Origin of the sequence: Microtetraspora niveoalba (genome assembly GCF_001570405.1) — a bacterium.
Taxonomy (GTDB): Bacteria; Actinomycetota; Actinomycetes; order Streptosporangiales; family Streptosporangiaceae; genus Microtetraspora; species Microtetraspora niveoalba.
Window position 1 is genome coordinate 1 of sequence record NZ_BBYM01000005.1, and the last position, 16,769, is coordinate 16,769.

Annotated in this window: 14 protein-coding genes; 5 read left to right on the top strand and 9 right to left on the bottom strand. The window is 67.2% G+C overall.

From position 1 onward, the window contains the following. Positions 1-154 precede the first annotated feature (154 nt). Entirely contained in the window at positions 155-1,531 is a 1,377-nt protein-coding gene (locus tag AWQ70_RS04470) for an IS1380 family transposase (protein WP_084516523.1), read from the bottom strand. Between the two features lie 480 nt (positions 1,532-2,011). On the opposite strand from AWQ70_RS04470, the gene AWQ70_RS04475 reads away from it, so the two are divergent. Next, complete coding sequence (locus AWQ70_RS04475) at positions 2,012-3,406, top strand: replication initiator (protein WP_067170767.1); 1,395 nt, start codon at positions 2,012-2,014, stop codon at positions 3,404-3,406. Between the two features lie 115 nt (positions 3,407-3,521). Here AWQ70_RS04475 and AWQ70_RS04480 read toward each other — a convergent pair whose 3' ends face one another. Both AWQ70_RS04480 and AWQ70_RS04485 read right to left on the bottom strand, forming a co-directional pair. Then, positions 3,522-3,995, bottom strand: a complete 474-nt coding sequence (locus tag AWQ70_RS04480) for a hypothetical protein (RefSeq protein WP_067171408.1) — start codon at positions 3,993-3,995, stop codon at positions 3,522-3,524. Positions 3,996-4,006: 11 nt separating this feature from the next. Then, the gene (locus AWQ70_RS04485) at positions 4,007-5,260 is read right to left on the bottom strand and encodes a helix-turn-helix domain-containing protein (protein WP_067170770.1); all 1,254 of its coding nucleotides are present in this window, start codon (positions 5,258-5,260) and stop codon (positions 4,007-4,009) included. Between the two features lie 115 nt (positions 5,261-5,375). On the opposite strand from AWQ70_RS04485, the gene AWQ70_RS04490 reads away from it, so the two are divergent. The 3 genes from AWQ70_RS04490 to AWQ70_RS38580 all read left to right on the top strand — a co-directional run bounded on the left by AWQ70_RS04490 (position 5,376) and on the right by AWQ70_RS38580 (position 8,237). Beyond that, complete coding sequence (locus AWQ70_RS04490; RefSeq protein WP_067170773.1) at positions 5,376-5,717, top strand: hypothetical protein; 342 nt, start codon at positions 5,376-5,378, stop codon at positions 5,715-5,717. Continuing rightward, the gene (locus AWQ70_RS38575; protein ID WP_157529882.1) at positions 5,714-5,953 is read left to right on the top strand and encodes a hypothetical protein; all 240 of its coding nucleotides are present in this window, start codon (positions 5,714-5,716) and stop codon (positions 5,951-5,953) included. Before AWQ70_RS04490 ends, AWQ70_RS38575 begins: the two co-directional genes overlap by 4 nt. 715 nt (positions 5,954-6,668) lie before the next feature. Next, complete coding sequence (locus AWQ70_RS38580) at positions 6,669-8,237, top strand: P-loop NTPase family protein (protein WP_157529883.1); 1,569 nt, start codon at positions 6,669-6,671, stop codon at positions 8,235-8,237. 247 nt (positions 8,238-8,484) lie between these two features. Here the strand turns inward: AWQ70_RS38580 and AWQ70_RS04510 are convergent, their stop codons facing one another. Both AWQ70_RS04510 and msrA read right to left on the bottom strand, forming a co-directional pair. Then, complete coding sequence (locus AWQ70_RS04510; RefSeq protein WP_067170787.1) at positions 8,485-8,817, bottom strand: hypothetical protein; 333 nt, start codon at positions 8,815-8,817, stop codon at positions 8,485-8,487. Then, complete coding sequence (gene msrA, locus AWQ70_RS04515; RefSeq protein ID WP_067170791.1) at positions 8,814-9,476, bottom strand: peptide-methionine (S)-S-oxide reductase MsrA; 663 nt, start codon at positions 9,474-9,476, stop codon at positions 8,814-8,816. The genes AWQ70_RS04510 and msrA overlap by 4 nt, the downstream gene beginning before the upstream one ends. Before the next feature lie 124 nt (positions 9,477-9,600). On the opposite strand from msrA, the gene rarD reads away from it, so the two are divergent. Then, positions 9,601-10,512 carry an EamA family transporter RarD gene (gene rarD / locus AWQ70_RS04520; RefSeq protein ID WP_067170794.1) on the top strand — a complete coding sequence of 304 codons (912 nt, stop codon included), beginning with the start codon at positions 9,601-9,603 and terminating at the stop codon, positions 10,510-10,512. A gap of 296 nt (positions 10,513-10,808) precedes the next feature. Here rarD and AWQ70_RS04525 read toward each other — a convergent pair whose 3' ends face one another. From AWQ70_RS04525 to nuoL, 4 genes are read right to left on the bottom strand one after another with little or no spacing between them, the layout of a single operon-like run. Next, positions 10,809-11,804, bottom strand: coding sequence for a polyprenyl synthetase family protein (locus tag AWQ70_RS04525; RefSeq protein ID WP_067170797.1), 996 nt, complete (start codon positions 11,802-11,804; stop codon positions 10,809-10,811). A 12-nt stretch (positions 11,805-11,816) separates the two neighbouring features. Next, a complete protein-coding gene (gene nuoN / locus AWQ70_RS04530; RefSeq protein WP_067170801.1) occupies positions 11,817-13,367 on the bottom strand; it encodes an NADH-quinone oxidoreductase subunit NuoN in 1,551 nt (516 codons plus the stop codon). After that, complete coding sequence (locus tag AWQ70_RS04535; RefSeq protein WP_067170804.1) at positions 13,364-14,863, bottom strand: NADH-quinone oxidoreductase subunit M; 1,500 nt, start codon at positions 14,861-14,863, stop codon at positions 13,364-13,366. Before AWQ70_RS04535 ends, nuoN begins: the two co-directional genes overlap by 4 nt. After that, positions 14,863-16,767, bottom strand: coding sequence for an NADH-quinone oxidoreductase subunit L (nuoL, locus tag AWQ70_RS04540; RefSeq protein ID WP_373282305.1), 1,905 nt, complete (start codon positions 16,765-16,767; stop codon positions 14,863-14,865). Before nuoL ends, AWQ70_RS04535 begins: the two co-directional genes overlap by 1 nt. Between the last annotated feature and the right edge of the window lie 2 nt (positions 16,768-16,769).

Sequence of the window (16,769 nt, forward strand, 5' to 3'; positions counted from 1 at the left end):
TTTCACGTCTATCCGGTGGCTGGCTGAGCGGTTCGGCTGGAGTTTGAAATCGGGGCCGTGGTCAACCTGGCGGCCCGGCTATCGCGCCGGGTGAGCGGGGTTCCACGGGCCCTCAAGGTGTCCTTCCCTGATCGTCGGGGTGGCTTTGTGCTGGTCAGGTCGGGGCCGGGAGTGCCTGGAGCCGGGTAATGGCTGCGACCAGTTGGCTGGCCCAGGGCCAGGACGCGGCGATGCGCAGGCGCAGGCGCCGACCACCACGGACCAGCCGGGCGGCAACGGCGAACAGGCGCAGCCTCAGGCGTTTGGGCTCATACCGGCGAGCGGAAGTGCCGTGTAGGGCGAGCATCTGCGTCCAGGCGAGGAGTTCACAGGCCAGCGCGACAATCTCCACCCAGATCTGGTTTTGAGTGAAGTCACGCAAGGGCAGGTTGCGTAGGCCGGTGTCCTTGGCGGCGCGGATGCGGTCCTCGCAGCGGGCGCGGCGACGGTGGCGTAACTCCAGGTCAGCGAGCTGACCGTGCCGGGTGTTGGTGATGAAACACGTGAAGCGGTGCCCGTCGATGTCGGTGAAGCGCAACTGCGCGCCCGGATGGGGCCGCTCCTTGCGCACGACGACCCGCATCCCCTTCGGCCAGGAGGAAAGGTCGAGCAGGCCGGTCAGCTCGGCGACCCAGGCACCAGCCCGGACCTTGCCGTCTGCGTCGTAGGCGGGTGTCCACGCATCGGGCGGCAAGGTGAGGATCGCCTGCTGGATGTCGTCGGTGAGGGTGAACCCGATGGAGTAGGCGAGCCGCCGTCCTGGGCGAGTGAGCCAGGTGAGGAACTCGTGGGTGCCGCCGCCGGAGTCTGTGCGGATCAGCACCTGGCGGCGGCGCTGTTTGGGGAGCTGCGCGAGTGCCAGCCGGGTGGCGTCGATGTGATCGAGTGCGGTGTTGGAACCGGCGTTGCCTGGCCGTAGCACGATGGCGAGGGGCTCACCGGCCCCGTCGGCGCCGTGGTCGGCGAAGACGGTCATCGGGTGGAAGCCGAAGGTCTTCTTCCAGGTCGGCGTGGCCTGGTCCTTGTCGGAGTGGGCGATGACGATGGTGGCGTCGATGTCGATGGGGATCAGCTCGCCGTCTGTGCCGGGCGCGTGCTGTCCGGCGAGGGTCCAGGCTTGCCGGCGGGCGACGGCACGTGCGGCGCGGATGGCTTTCAGCGCCCGGGCGGGGTCGGCAGCGAGCCGGTCGATCAGGCGGGAGACGGTCGGGTCGGAGGCTACATGGCCGAACAGTTCCGGCTGAGAGCGCAGTATCGCGATGTCGGCCAGGCAGTCCCCGCCGAGAGCCAGGCTGATGGCCAGGTCGGTGATGACCTTGCCGGGATCGTGGACGGCCCGTGGTGGCCGCCATCGCTCCAACTGGGCTGATAGGGCCTTGTTCAGGCCGGTGACCCGCAGTGTCTCCAGCAGGAGAAGCCCACCGGCTTGGGAGACGAGTCCCGCTCCATCGGCGGAGACCACGATCTTGCGTTGGGAACCGATAGTCTGCACGTGAAAAGTGCCTTCTGAATTGGCGCGGACAGGACTCTCGACAAGCCCGATCCTCCCAGTTCAGAGGCGCTTTTCTCATGTAAACGATCAACCTCGGAGAAATTCACCGCGAAAGCCCGAGGCTAACGCCGTACCGCTGGAGGGACCCGGCCCAGCGGCAGGCGTCACGCCCTTTCATTTCTGGTCGCACACTCCCAGGTTCTCTCGCTGACGTGCCCGTGTTCGGCCGTTCGGCTGCTGGCTCACGGTGCCCGGCGTCTGTTCCGCATGCGCGGCGGTGGCTCCACCCACGAGGAAAGGAGCCGACCTGACCACACCGACCCTCACATCTGCCCAGGAGTGGGGCAGACGCAAAGCCGCCGAATCTCCTCGTTGGTCCGCCGACAAATGGCACCGGGTCGCCACCATCTTGGGCGTCGAAGTGGTCGACGAGCCTGCCCGCGCAGACTCTCCGTCCGAGCAGGGCGGGAAGGATGCCGCGTGAGTGAGCGTCCCTCCTTCTCCGCTGGGATCGTGGCCGCTGCGCAACGCGCGGAGATGCCGGACTTCCCGCGCTGGCAACAGATGGTGCGGGCCACGGGCGGCTGTGCTCAACCGATCCGGCTGCACGGGGAAAGGGTCACCCTCGACGCCGGTACAGGTGAGGTCCTGGACGTCTACCGGACGGCCGACGAACCAACGGGCTACCTACTGACGGCGTGCGGCAACCGGCGCGCGTCCCGCTGTCCGGCCTGCTCGGAGGTCTATCGGGACGACACCTATCACCTGATCCTCTCCGGCCTGCGCGGTGGCAAGGGCGTCCCCGAGGACGTGAACGCTCACCCCCGCGTGTTCGCCACCTTCACCGCTCCATCCTTCGGCGCAGTCCACGCGCACCGAGAGAGGGACGGTAAGGCGCTGCCGTGCCGCGCTCGTCGAGACAACCCCCTGTGCGAGCACGGACGGCGGGAAGGTTGCGGGGCTCGGCACGACCGTGACGATCCCCAGGTCGGGCAACCGTTGTGCGTGGACTGCTACGACTACCGGGGCGCGGTGCTGTGGAACGCTCACGCGGGCGAGCTGTGGCGCAGACTCACGCAGGGCCTTCCGGCGGTCTTCGCTCGGCTGGTAGGCGTCAGCCGTACGGAGCTGCGGCGGCACCTGCGGCTGTCCTATGCCAAGGTCGCCGAGTATCAGGCGCGCGGCCTGGTCCACTTTCACGCGGTGATCCGCCTCGACGGGCCGGACGGTCCCGGTGATGCTCCTCCGCACTGGGCGACCGTCCCGCTGCTGGACCGCGCGCTACATGAAGCGGCCGGACAGGTCGCCGTGCCCGTCTCCGATGCCGTCCTGGGCTGGGGTGAGCAGATCGACGTGCGGCCGGTATACGTCGCGGCCGATCTGGAGGGGATGAGTGATCAGCGGGTGGCGTCCTACGTGGCCAAGTACGCCACCAAGGGAGCCGAGTCAGCGGGAACCGTAGACCGCCCGATCCGCCACGCCTGGGAGATCTCCCGGCTGGAGGTGACCGAGCACGCCCGACGCATGATCTACACCTGCTTCAGCCTCGGTGACCTTCCCCAATATCGGCACCTGCCGTTGCGGCAGTGGGCTCACATGCTCGGCTACCGGGGCCACTTCTCGACGAAGAGCCGCCTCTACTCGGTCACGCTCGGGGACCTGCGTCAAGCGCGGGCCAATCATCGCGCCAAGGAAGCACGCGAGCTGATCGGCCTCCCGGCCGTCGTGGAGCGGGAGACCGTGACACATCAGGAGTGGCGTTACGCCGGGAGCGGCCATCGGCACGGGGAGCACTTCTGGGCCGAGCACGCCCGGCAACGCATCGCCACCGCTCGCCGGATCGCCCGTGAGCGGGAACGGCGGGACCCGGCATAACGGCTGCCTGGTCACGTACGCGAGTGGTGCGGCCGGCGGAATGCCGTAGGCACCCGAAGGGTGAGCAAAGCGAGTTCGGCCGGCGGCACCACGGTAGCCGGGCCACTGCTCCGCTTCAGTCGCGCTCCGCCCCTTCCGGCCAGACCACCCGTACGGCCATGCCTCGGCTACGAGCCTCAGCGACGACGTCGGCGGTTCCGCCGAACCCTCGGGCGGGCTTGCCGTCCCATACGGCGAAGAGATGGTCCGCCTGGTCGAGCATGAACACGCTGGCGGCCATGTGCGCCTCAGAGGTGGACTCGACGAAATCGAGTTGGTGAACCCTGTCCGCCCGGCTGATCAGCGCGTCATACTCGCGCCACGCCTCCGGGGGCAGTCCCTCCCGGTACTTCTGCGCGGGAACGACGACCTCCAACCTGCCCCCCACTTCCACAACCGCTCGGGCGAAGATCTGATCAGCACCATCCGCCAGGCAAGACAGGCCGATCACGTCCGTTGCGTCGTCAAAGGCTCTCTTCAGCTCGGCTTCGATGAGAGCAGCGGTGGCCTGGGGCAGTCCCCGGTGGCCGGAGATGGCGATACGAGGCATGATCCTCATCTCTACAAGAGGGTGGCGCGAAGCCTGTCGTCGAAGGCACGAACGCCGCTGGTGATCGGTCCGGTGTAGTTCCTGCGGAAGCGCCGCACGCGGTGGATGACCCGGTCGGATCCGTGGCTCATCCCGATCCGGAGGGCCTCCCCCGCCAGATGGAACGCCTCGTCGATCTCACCGGTCATGCTCTTGGCGGCGGCGACCTCGGTCATCAGTACGCCCCGTTGCTTGACCGCTGGTTGCGTCGAGGAAAGGGACTCCGCGAACGCGCTCACGGCCTCCTCGGGCCGTTCCAGACGCACCATGACCAGAGCGCGGTAGCCCGCGAGCTTGGCGTGGTCGAACGGGAAGACCCACGGCCACGGTGGGGCGGCGGCGTGTTCGCTCGCGGTGACGGCCTTCTCCGCGGTCTGCAATGCGGTCAGGGCTGCCGTGGCGTTGTGGGCGGTGGCGTATCCGAGCGCCTCGATGCTCGACAACCATGCGTGCGCGGTCGCGGGTGGCCGATCACCGAGCTGGCGTCGCGCTTCCGCGAGCAGCCCCAGGCCGAGAGCAGGATCATCCGCGTCGATCTCGAATGAGGCCAGGCTGCCGATCATGTAGCTGCTGAGGAGGTTGTGCTGCGCCCGCCGGGCTGTGTCGATGGAAAGGCGGTAGTAGGTGCGCGCCGTGCCGGTGTCGTGCATGTCGGCATGCAGCCAGGCGGCGAATCCGGCGGCCTCGCTGACTGCGGCGCAGATCTCTGCGGCGTGCGCGGACAGTGCGGCGCGGCCAAGGGTCCGGTTGGCCATCTCCACATGGGCGACCGCACCGCGTGCCAACTCACGCGCCGGAGTGGTGGCCTCAAGACGTCGTTGCGCGCCAGTGATCGCGGTGAGAGTGGGCGCCGTGGTCTCGTCGGCCTCGGCGCGTTTCGGAGTCGGGGCGACGGTGAGCGCCGCGAGAGCCACCGCCTTGCCGAAATCTCGCCGTTTCGTCGGATCGTCATCTCCCCGATGACCGAACCGGAGCAGATGGAGCGGGACTCCGAGTCGGCCTGATATCTCCCGGACTTGATCAATGGTGAGCGGCTGTCGGTGCCGGAGCACCTTGGAGACCCAGCTCTGGGAGTAGCCCACCGCCTCGGCGAGCTGTCCCTGCGTCCATCCGTGCGTTCGCATGGCTTCGGCAAGGATGGTGGGGATGTCGCACTCCGCGAGCGCGGACGCCGCACGAGGGGAAGACCAGAACTGGGGCGGCAAGCTGCCGCTCGCTCGATCCATGACGCTAGGTTAAGCCAGATCACCTCAGCGCGGCCGTATTCGTGACACGAATAGAGCCGCTACCGACAGTGCTGGGCTGTTCAGCGCGTGTGCCGCCCTTCGTGATGATCGCGGCATGCATCGCTTACCACTCCGGGCAGCCAACCGATTACTGACAGCGCTGGAAGATCTCGGCATCGCGGCTGACGTTCACGAGGGCTACGGGATCGCGCTGGTATCGGTCTGGGTGGACCTTGTGGTCTGGACCGACGGCGCGTCCTTCTCCTGGTGGTCGGGGCGGATCTCCCAGCGGACCGGACTACGGGAGCACGCCTACTGTCCGGCCGACGACCCGGTGACGGCCGCTCGCCGTATCGCCAACCGGTACGCCGAACTGCGAGACGAGCACCCGCTGTCGGAGCTGATCCGCGAGGTGCTTTCGGAGATTCCCTCAAGGTGGATAGGGCTGCCGGTATGACCGTGACCCTACGCGGCCTGGAAGCCGAGTACGGCAAGCAGTGGACCATCACCGACGCGGCCGGGGGCGGCTGGTGCGCCGTCCGTCGCACGAACCTTCCACCCCAGAAGGTGGCACGCGGGCTGTCCAATGTCCGCTGTGGCGTGGATCTTGAGGAGCTGGCCCGACACCTGGCCGAGGAGAAACGGGGCGAAGAGAAGGATTCGCGACGCCCTCGGTTGCGGCCAGTGTCCTGAGTTTCCAGACCGGCGCGACGGTATGGGCCGTCCTGACGCCCCCGTTCAGGCCCCGTATCGTCGCGTCACTGACGAGCGCGGCGGCGCTGATGACTCCCATCCCTGGGGAAGAGAGATCCGGAGTCCGCGCCGCCGCGCTCTCCAACCAGCCGTAGCAGCCACGAACAACGAGAAGCGGGAACCAGGGGGCCAGCATCATCCATTGGCGGATATCCCGCACGACCTTCCGCCTATCAGGCGGACCGATCACCCTGCTCGGCTGAGCGAGGCCGTGGTCAGGAATGTGTGCAGTGAGCCCGTGTGCGGGGATGTTGCTGTCAGCACTGCTGTCACCAGCCAATAGGGAGCTTCCAAGATCGTGCAGGTGTGCGGACCCATGTCCTCATGTCAGTGACTGAGTTCGCCGGCGCTGCTGCTCAACCGTGAGACGCCAAACGGGACGATCAGGCTGCGTGAGGCGGCGTTGCTGTACTTCCCTGCTGTACAGCAGACCACAGCAACCCGCTTATCCGGTGGCAAGCCGACCCGGAGCGCAGGGCCGCCAGGCCCGAGCACCGGAAGCGGCGCGGCAGCCCGATCTTCCGCCGTCTGGCGGCGTGTTGCGCCAGCAACTTCACCAGAGAGGGAGCATCGCGGCACTTTTGGTGAAGCCAGGGCAAACTCTGCACACGTCACCTAGCCTAGTCCGCATTGATTGTGGCGCTGGAGGGCGACCTTGCTGGACCGTGACAACCTTCAGTCGTTCAAGGCGGCCCTGTCGGCCGCCCTGCGGACGACCAACCAGGCCGATGAGGCCTTAAGTGATCGCTTCGTGGAGCTTCGCCCCGGTACGGTCGCCACGCTTGAGTCAGCTGTCAACCACCTCGTCACTGGCCGTCGAGGCGTCGGCAAGTCCACAACGCTCGCTGTTCTCCAGCGGCGGGCAGAGGAACGGGGTGCCCGGGTCATCTTCGTAGACGTGGAGACGCACAAGTCTCGCTCCTACCCTGATGTCCTCATCGAGATCATCATCGATATCCTTCAGGCAATCGAGCCCAAAGGGTGGAAAAAGCCGCAGCGGCAGCTTCGTCGAAAGGTTAAGGAGCTGCTCGCCGTCCTTGATGCACTCCGTAAGGCTGGCGCCGAGGTCACGCAAAGTATAGAGAGCGACGAGGCGCGGACAAGTGACCTAAAAGTCAGCCTACGAGGCAGCGTAGCCAACCAGTACGCGAAGTTGAGCGCATCGGCTGGAGGCTCACGGTCTAGACGAACGAAGACATCGGAAACCTCCACACAAACGCGTCGAAAGGAGGATTTCCTTCGCGACCTGGCTCCTGCGATCGCACAGGTTCTGGAGGGCGCTGCTAATCTCGACGGGCGAAAATCTCTCCTTGTCGTACTCGACGACTTCTACTTCATTGCCAAAGATAAGCAACCGCTCGTCCTGGATCACCTTCACGGCATTACGAAGCGGAGCAACGTCTGGTTGAAGATTGGCAGTGTTCACTCAAGGACGCAGTCATTCGCCGACGGCGACCCGCCACTTGGCATGCAGCCGCCACACGACCTTCAGCACCTCTCTCTTGATGTTGGCCTGGCGGACTTCGCAACAGCGCAGACCTTTCTTGAAGAAGTTACAAACGGGGTACTTACCCCTGCCGGATTCAAGGTCAAAGACGTTCTTACGCCAACGGCGCGTGAGCGGGCCGTGTTGATTGCTGGCGGTGCCGTTGCTCGCGACTATTTTGACCTCCTTATCGCGGCGGCTGATGCCGGTTGGGAATCCTCCCAGAGAGGCGAAGGTAGCAGCGAACCGTTCGCCATTGGCGCTGAGAACGTCCAGGCAGCAGCGGGTCTGCGCCTTCAACGCAAGCAGACCGACCTGCGCAATGACGCTGGACGGGATGCCCCGACTCTTGAATCTCGATTCGACGATCTGGTGAAGTTCGTCCGTGATCGCGATACTTTCTTTTTCCTTGTGCGTCGCGAGCACATGGATACTGGCTGGGGACGGGAGATTGTCGAACTCGAAGACCTGCGATTCGTGCACCGGATCATGACCACGAGGCCGAACACGGCGACGTGGCGCGGCGTCGAGACGGTGGTCTTTATGGTGGACTTCGCTGCCCTCGTACAGAAGCGTATGCGCAAAGCTCCAGTGGAGTTCTGGAAGGCTGGCAAGTCTGACGAGCTAAGGCGCGCCGAATGGGTCTATGAGCCCAAATGGACTGAGGCTTCGGCAAAGGGCAAAACGGGGAACGGTGGCGGCAAGGTCTCGGAAGAAGTGGAATTGCCTTTCGATTAAGCTTCCCAGCGACGCTGGACCGGCTTCCGCGTGCTGATCGTTTCACGGCGAGGAGTCCCTGCAGGGCACATCGCTGACTCGGGCATCTTTCGCGCCTGGAGGCCTCTACCTCAGCGTCAGAGAGCGCGCGGGCGGCGCGGGCCGGGACCGGCCGGAGAGCCGCATGCCCGGCCCGCTGGCCGCTCGGCGCGCCGCGAGCCGCCGCAGGCGGGTCGCCTTGACCCTGTAGAGAAAATTCTCGCCGTTATCACTCTGCGTGGTGGGTCGCCTGGGGCGCATCACTGAGGATCAGGTTGGCGATGCGGAGCAAACGTGCGACGTAGGTCCGGTTCTCACGTCGGCGGATGCGTGGAAGAAGCGCCCGCAGATCGCGGGCGCACTTTCCTACGATTCCGAGTTGGTCAGCCGGTAACACTCCGCGCCGACTCCCGACGTAGCTGGTCAAGCATCCTGCCATGTAGAGATCGAACAGCATGACCGGCTGTCCGTTGATCTCGAAATCACGGAGATCGTCCGGACAGAACTGCCCTCTGTGCTCGGCCCACAGGACCGAGACCTCGTCGAAGACCGCCTTGTTCACTCGCCAGCGGGAGCGATGCCCACCGGGCAGGCGACCCCGGTTCCCCCTATCCCGCAGTAGCCGTTTTTATTGCGCCAAAGGTACTGCTGGTGGTAGTCCTCGGCGAAGTAGAAGGGACCGGCGGGGGCGATCTCCGTGGTGATGTGGCCGTATCCGGCCTCGTCCAGCACCCGCTGGTACGCGTCACGAGAGGCGAGGGCCTCCTTCTCCTGCTCGGCGCCGTGGGTGTAGACGGCCGAGCGGTACTGCGTGCCGACGTCGTTGCCCTGACGCATGCCCTGGGTGGGGTCGTGGGCCTCCCAGAAGACCTTCAGCAGCTCCTCGTACGACACCCGCCGGGGGTCGAAGACCACGCGGACGACCTCGGTGTGACCGGTCCTGCCGGTGCAGACCTCCTCGTACGTCGGATTGGGCGTGTATCCGCCCGCGTAGCCGACGGCCGTGGAGACCACGCCGGGCGTCTGCCAGAACTTGCGTTCGGCGCCCCAGAAGCATCCCAGCCCGAAGTCGGCGATCTCCGTGCCGTCCCCGTACGGCGGAGCCAGCGGGGCGTCGAGCACCAGGTGCCGGGACGCCACCGGCATCGTCTCGGATCGTCCCGGCAGCGCCTCCGAGGGGGCCACCATCGATGTCTTGTCGTGTCCGAACAGCCAGCCCATGTCGCACCTCCATGGCGTCGAACCGGGACGCCGCCGCGTTTGTTCCCTCCCATAAGCATCTCTAAATACCAGACAAACCATTGCTTATTTGTATTAAATCCCGTAAGGAGTCACACTGGGTGTCATGCCTGAATCACGCCGAGGAGTCCTGTACGGCATCGCCGCCTATGCGATGTGGGGGTTGTTCCCCCTCTACTGGCCGCTGCTGAAGCCCGCCGGAGCCGTCGAGATCCTCGCGCATCGCATGGTCTGGTCCCTCGTCGCGGTCCTGGCGATCCTGGCCGTCCGCCGCCACTGGTCGTGGTTCCGCTCGATGACGCGCCGCCAGGTGCTCCTGCTCACCCTCGCCGCCCTCGTCATCTCCACCAACTGGGGCATGTACATCTACGCCGTCAACACCGGGCACGTCGTGGAGAGTGCGCTCGGGTACTTCATCAACCCTCTGGTCAGCGTCCTGTTCGGCGTCCTCGTCTTCCGCGAGAGGCTGCGTCCCTGGCAGTGGGCGGCCGTCGGCCTCGGCGCCGTCGCGGTGCTCGTCCTGGCGTTCGACTACGGCCGGCTGCCCTGGATCGCGCTGGTCCTGGCCGCGTCCTTCGGCACGTACGGACTGGTCAAGAAGGCCGCGCAGGTCGGCGCGGCGGAGAGCCTCACGATCGAGACGCTGGTGCTGCTGGTGCCCGCGCTCGGTTATCTCGTCTTCCTCCAGGCGAACGGCACCGGCACCTTCGTCGACCACGGGGCCGGCCACATCGCGCTGCTCGTCGGCGCCGGGCTGATCACGGCGGTTCCCCTGCTGTTCTTCTCCGCGGCCGCGATCCGGGTGCCGCTGACCGTCGTCGGCCTGCTCCAGTACATCGCCCCGGTGCTGCAGTTCCTGTGCGGCATCCTGGTCGCGCACGAGACCATGCCCGGCAGCAGGTGGATCGGGTTCGCCATAGTCTGGCTCGCGCTCAGCGTCTTCACGTGGGACAGCCTGCGCGCCGCCCGCGCCACACGTCGCAGGGCCGGCGCGGAGCCCGCGCTCGAAACGGTCTGACGCCACGCCAGGTCAGAAAGCCACACCCTCCCGGCTCCGAAAGAACCCCCCGGAAGAACCGGAAGAACGCCGCGACCTCCGTTACGCACAAGAACGCCGCGCCCCTCCGGTACGGGCAAGAGCGCAGGCCCTCTCTCGCCACCCCGGAGATCGCGGCGCTATCCGTACACCCGATAACGCCAAGAACGCCGCGCCCCCCGTACGGGTAAGGGCGCGGCGTCCTCTCATGACGCGGAAGAACGCCCCGGACGGCCTCAGCGGGCCGCAGAGCCGCGAGCCGTCCCGGGGCCGGGGGATCAGCCCGAGCGCTCGACGACGTAGTCGCAGAGCCCGATGAGGGCCTCGCGGGCCGGGATCGCGGGCAGGTCGGCGAGCGCCGCCTTGGCTCTGTCCGCCCACCGCAGCAGCTCGTCGCGGGCGTCGGCCATCGCCTGGTTGGCCCGCAGCAGCTCCAGCACCTCGTCGACGTCATCTTCGGCGACCGGCCCGGACAGCAGGGCCCGCAGCCGCGCGTCCTCTTCGCGGTCGGACGCCAGCGCGTACAGCACGGGCAGGGTCTGGACGCCCTCGCGGAGGTCGGTGCCGGGGGTCTTGCCCGAGTCGGCCGTCGGCGCCGCCACGTCGATGAGGTCGTCGCCGAGCTGCCAGGCGACGCCGATCGCCTCGCACGCCTCGGTCAGCCGGGCGGTCACCTCGGCCGGCGCGCCCGAGAGCATGGCGCCGAAACGGCCCGAGGTGGCGATGAGGGAGCCGGTCTTGTCGGCGAGCACCTGGATGTAGTGGCTGATCGGGTCGACGCCCTCGGACGGACCGATCGTCTCGCGGATCTGCCCCCGGACCAGGCGGGAGAACGTCTGCGCCTGGATGCGGATGGGGTCCGGTCCGAGATCGGACAGGATCTCGGACGCCTGGGCGAACAGGTAGTCGCCGGTGAGGATGGCCACGGTGTTGTCCCAGCGGGCGTTCGCCGACGGCGAGCCGCGCCGTACGGGCGCCTCGTCCATCACGTCGTCGTGGTACAGCGTGGCGAGGTGGGTCAGCTCGATCACGACGGCCCCGGGCACCACGCCCGGGGCGTCGGGGTTGCCGAACTGGGCGGCGAGCAGGACGAGCATGGCCCGGAAACGCTTGCCACCGGCCTCGATGAGGTGCCGGGACGCCTCCGTGACGAAGGAGTCCTCGCTCTCCACCGAGGAGCGGAGCAGCTTCTCCACGGCCGCGAGCCCGGTCGCCAGATCCGCGGCCAGCCGCTCGTCGACGAGAGGCAGGTCAACAACGGGCGGCGCGGCCATAGAGGGAAGCTCCTATCGGACGAACAACGACTGGGCAGCCGTGTGCGCCAGGTCGAGCACGGGCTGCGGGAATACCCCGAGGACTACGGTAGCCAATACCGCCACGGCTCCGACCGCCCAGGTGCCTCCAGGAATCACCACGGCGGGTCCGTCGGCCGCCGGATCGCTGAAGAACATCAGCACGATGACCCGGACGTAGAAGAACGCGGCGATCGCCGAGGACACCACGCCGACCACCACGAGCGGCGTCGCGCCGGCGTCCACCGCCGCCTGGAACACCGCGTACTTCCCGAAGAAACCGCTGGTCAGCGGGATGCCGGCGAAGGCGAGCAGGAAGAGGGCGAACACCGTGGCGACCAGCGGACGGCGCTTGCCGAGCCCGGCCCACCGGGACAGGTGCCACGCCTCGCCGCCCGCGTCGCGGACCGTGGTGACGACGGCGAACGCGCCCACCGTGGTGAACCCGTAGGCGACCAGGTAGAACAGCAGCGCGGACAGCGCGGAGGCGTTGTGCTGCTGGTTGTCGCCGAGAGCGACCACGCCGATGAGCAGGAAGCCTCCGTGCGCGATCGAGGAGTAGGCGAGCATGCGCTTGATGTCCGTCTGGGTGATCGCGAGGATCGCGCCGACGACCATCGTGAGAATCGCCACACCCCACATGATCGGGGTCCAGCTCCACTCCAGGCCGCCGAGCGCCACCCAGAACACCCGCAGCAGCGCGCCGAACGCGGCGACGAGCGTGCCCGAGGCCATCAGCGCGGTGATCGGGGTCGGCGAGCCCTGGTAGACGTCCGGCTTCCACGCCTGGAACGGCGCCGCGCCGACCTTGAAGAGCAGGCCGACGCCGAGCATCGCCACGCCGATGTAGAGCAGGGTGTCCTGCCCGCCGACGTTGCCGAGCGCGGTCCCGATCTTCGCCAGGTCCACCGAGCCGGCGTAGCCGTACAGCAGGGCCGTGCCGTAGAGGAAGAACGCGGAGGAGAAGGCGCCGAGCAGGAAGTACTTGACCGCGGCCTCCTGCGAGAGCAGGCGGCGGCGGCGCGCCAGCCCGCACAGCAGGTAGAGCGGCAGCGACATGACCTCGAGGGCCACGAACATCGCGAGCAGGTCGTTCGCCGCCGGGAACAGCAGCATGCCGCCGACCGCGAACAGGACCAGCGGGTAGACCTCGGTGTGCGTGGCGCCCTCGGTGAGCGCCCGCTCCTCCTCCGGCGAGCCGGGTACGGCCGAGGCCGACGCCACGAAGTGGCCCTCGTCGTTGATGAGCAGCACGCTCACGAACGCGAGCACGAGGATCGTGCCCCAGATGAACAGCGCCGGGCCGTCCACCGCCACCGCGCCCATCGCCGAGGGTGTGGTCGGGATGCCGGTACGCGCCTGCCAGATCGTGATCACGAACGCGCCGGCCAGCGCCAGCAGCGTCAGCGGCTTGTGGATCGCCGAGCGCAGGTAGCGCGGGGCGAACGCCTCCACGAGGACGCCGATGATCGCCGCGCCGAAGACGACCAGCATCGGCGCCAGCAGCGCGTATTCGATTGTCGGCGCTTGGATGGTGCCGGTCACTGGCCCTCCTGTGCAACAGACGCCTTCTGGACGTGCTGGACCTGGGAGATCGAGTCCGTCACGGCGGGGTTGATGACGTCGAGCAGCGGCTTCGGGAAGAAGCCGAGCGCGACGATCAGCGCGATCAGCGGGGCGAGGACCCACTTCTCACGGACGTTCAGGTCCTTCATCTCGCGGACCGAGTCCGCGGTCGGACCGTTCATGGTGCGCTGGTACATCCACAGGATGTAGATGGCGGCCAGCACCACGCCGCTGGTGGCGATGATCGCGTAAACGGGCTGCGTCTCGAAGCTGCCGATCAGGACCATGAACTCGCTCACGAACGAGTTGAGCCCCGGCAGCGCGAGCCCGGACAGACCGGCGACCAGGAACGTCCCGGCCAGGATCGGGGCCACCTTCTGCACGCCGCCGTAGTCCTTGATGTACTGCGAGCCGCGGCGGTGGATCAGGAAGCCGGCGATCAGGAACAGCGCGCCGGTCGAGAACCCGTGGTTGACCATGTACAGCGTGGCCCCGGAGGCCCCGTTCACGGTGATCGCGAACACGCCCATCGTGATGAAGCCGAAGTGCGAGATCGACGTGTACGCGATGAGGCGCTTCATGTCGGTCTGCCCGATGGCGACGATCGCGCCGTAGACGATGCCGACGACCGAGAGCACCAGCACCAGCGGGGTGAAGTAGTCCGCCGCCGCCGGGAACAGCTCCAGGCAGAAGCGCAGCATGCCGTACGTGCCGACCTTGTCGAGCACACCGACGAGCAGCACCGCGGCGCCCGCGGGGGCCTGCGCCGCCGCGTCGGGCAGCCAGGTGTGGAACGGCCACAGCGGCGCCTTGATCGCGAAGGCGATGAAGAAGCCGAGGAACAGCCACTTCTGGGTGCCGACGTCCTGGACGCTCCCGACGAGGTCGGAGAACATGAACGAGCCCTTGTCGGCGATCGAGTAGAGCGCGATCACCGCGACGAGCATCAGCAGGCCGCCGAAGAGCGAGTAGAGCAGGAACTTGACCGCCGCGTACGACCGCTGCGCCCCGCCGTACGACCCGATCATGAAGTACATCGGGATCAGCATGGCTTCGAAGAAGACGTAGAAGAGGAAGACGTCGGTCGCCGCGAAGACGCCGATCATCATCGCTTCCAGCACCAGGAGCAGCGCGAAGTACGTACGGACCGACCGCTTGCCCTTGTCCGCCTCGTGCCAGGAGGCCAGCACCACGATCGGCACGAGCACGACGGACAGCAGGATGAGGACCAGCGCGATGCCGTCCACGCCGAGACCGAAGTGGATGCCGAACGACGGCACCCAGTCGTACGTCTCGGTGAACTGGAACTTGTCGCCGTTGGGGCTGAACTGGACCGCCATGATGGCGGCCAGCACCAGCACGAGCAGGGAGACCCCGAGGGTCGCCTGCTTGGCACGCAGCTCGTTCTTCACGGCCGCGACGCCAAGCGCGCCCACCACGGGCACACCTATCAGGGTTGAGAGCCAGTAGTGCATCACAGGTTCCCTACGACGAACCAGGCACCGACCAGGATGGCGGCGCCGACGAATATCGACAGCGCGTACGAGCGGACGAACCCGGTCTGGACCCGCCGCAGCCTGCCCGACGTGCCGCCGATGCCCGCGGCCAGCCCGTTGACGAGCCCGTCGATCCCGCGGTTGTCGAAGAACACCGCGAGCCGGGTCAGCCACTGGCCGGGCCGCATGAACAGCGCCTCGTTGATCGCGTCGCCGTAGAGGTCACGCCGGGCGAACGTGGTGAGGAACGAGCCGCGCGGGGCCGTGACCGGCACCTCGCCCGCGCCGTACTTGAACCAGGCGAGGGCCGCGCCGGCCGCCACGAGCGCCAGGGTGACCAGTCCGGCCACGCTGAACGGGTGGAACGAGGGCAGGTGCTCCGGCAGGCCGACCGCGGGGGCGAGGAACGTCATGAACCGGTTGCCCAGGATCAGGTAACCGCCCAGGACGATCGAGCCGGCGGACAGGATGATCAGCGGCCACGTCATGACGGCGGGCGACTCGTGCGGGTGGGCGTCCGCCTCCCAGCGCTTCTTGCCGAAGAACGTCATGAACACCAGGCGCGACATGTAGAAACCGGTGATGCCGGCGCCGAGCACCGCGAGCCAGCCGAGGGTGGCGTTGTGCTCCATCGCGCTCTCGATGATGCCGTCCTTGGTGAAGTAACCGGACAGCAGCGGGAACCCGATGATCGCCAGGTATCCGATCATGAACGTGGCGAACGTGATCGGCATGACCTTGCGCAGGCCGCCGTACTTGCGCATGTCGACCTCGTCGTTCATGGCGTGCATGACCGAACCGGCGCCGAGGAACATGTCGGCCTTGAAGAAGCCGTGGGTGATCAGGTGCGCGATCGCGAAGGCGTACCCGGCCGGGCCGATGCCGGCGGCCAGCATCATGTAGCCGATCTGGGACATCGTCGAGCCGGCGAGCGCCTTCTTGATGTCGTCCTTGGCGGTACCGATGATCGCACCGGCGAGCAGCGTGGCGACGCCGACGATCGTGACCGCGATCGCCGCGGTCGAGCCCTCCGGGAAGAACATCGCGCCCGAACGGGTCACGAGGTAGACGCCCGCGGTGACCATGGTCGCGGCGTGGATGAGGGCCGAGACCGGGGTCGGGCCCTCCATCGCGTCCAGGAGCCAGGACTGCAGCGGGAGCTGCGCCGACTTGCCGCAGGCGCCGAGCAGGAGCAGCAGGCCGATCGCGGTGAGCGACCCCTGGCTCGCGTCCGCCCCGGACGTCATGACCCCGGCGAACGACACCGTGTTGAACGTCGTGAAGATGATGAAGATGGCGATCGCCAGGCCGAAGTCGCCGACCCGGTTGACGATGAACGCCTTCTTCGCCGCGGTGGCGGCCGACGGCTTGTGCTGCCAGAACCCGATCAGCAGGTACGACGCGAGACCCACGCCCTCCCAGCCGACGTACAGGCCGATGTAGTTGTCGGCGAGCACCAGCAGCAGCATCGCCGCGACGAACAGGTTCAGGTAGGCGAAGAACCGCCGCCGGTTCGGGTCATGCGCCATGTAGCCGATCGAGTAGATGTGGATCAGCGAGCCCACACCGGTGATCAGCAGCACGAACGAGATCGACAGCGGGTCGATCAGGAGCCCCATCGGGTCGACGAGGCCGGGGATGAAGTCGTACAGCGGGACGACCCGGCGGCGCTCCGCCGGGTCGAATCCGAGCAGCTGGAGGAAGACCAGCACGCCCACCACGAAGGAGGCGACGGCGGTGGCGACCCCAAGCAGGTGACCGAACCTGTCGGTCCTGCGCCCGCCCAGCAACAGGACGGCGGCGCCGAGCAGTGGCAGAGCGATCAGCAGCCAGGAGACGCCGATCACTCCCCCGGCGTGCTCGATGATCTTTGCGGGTTCCACGG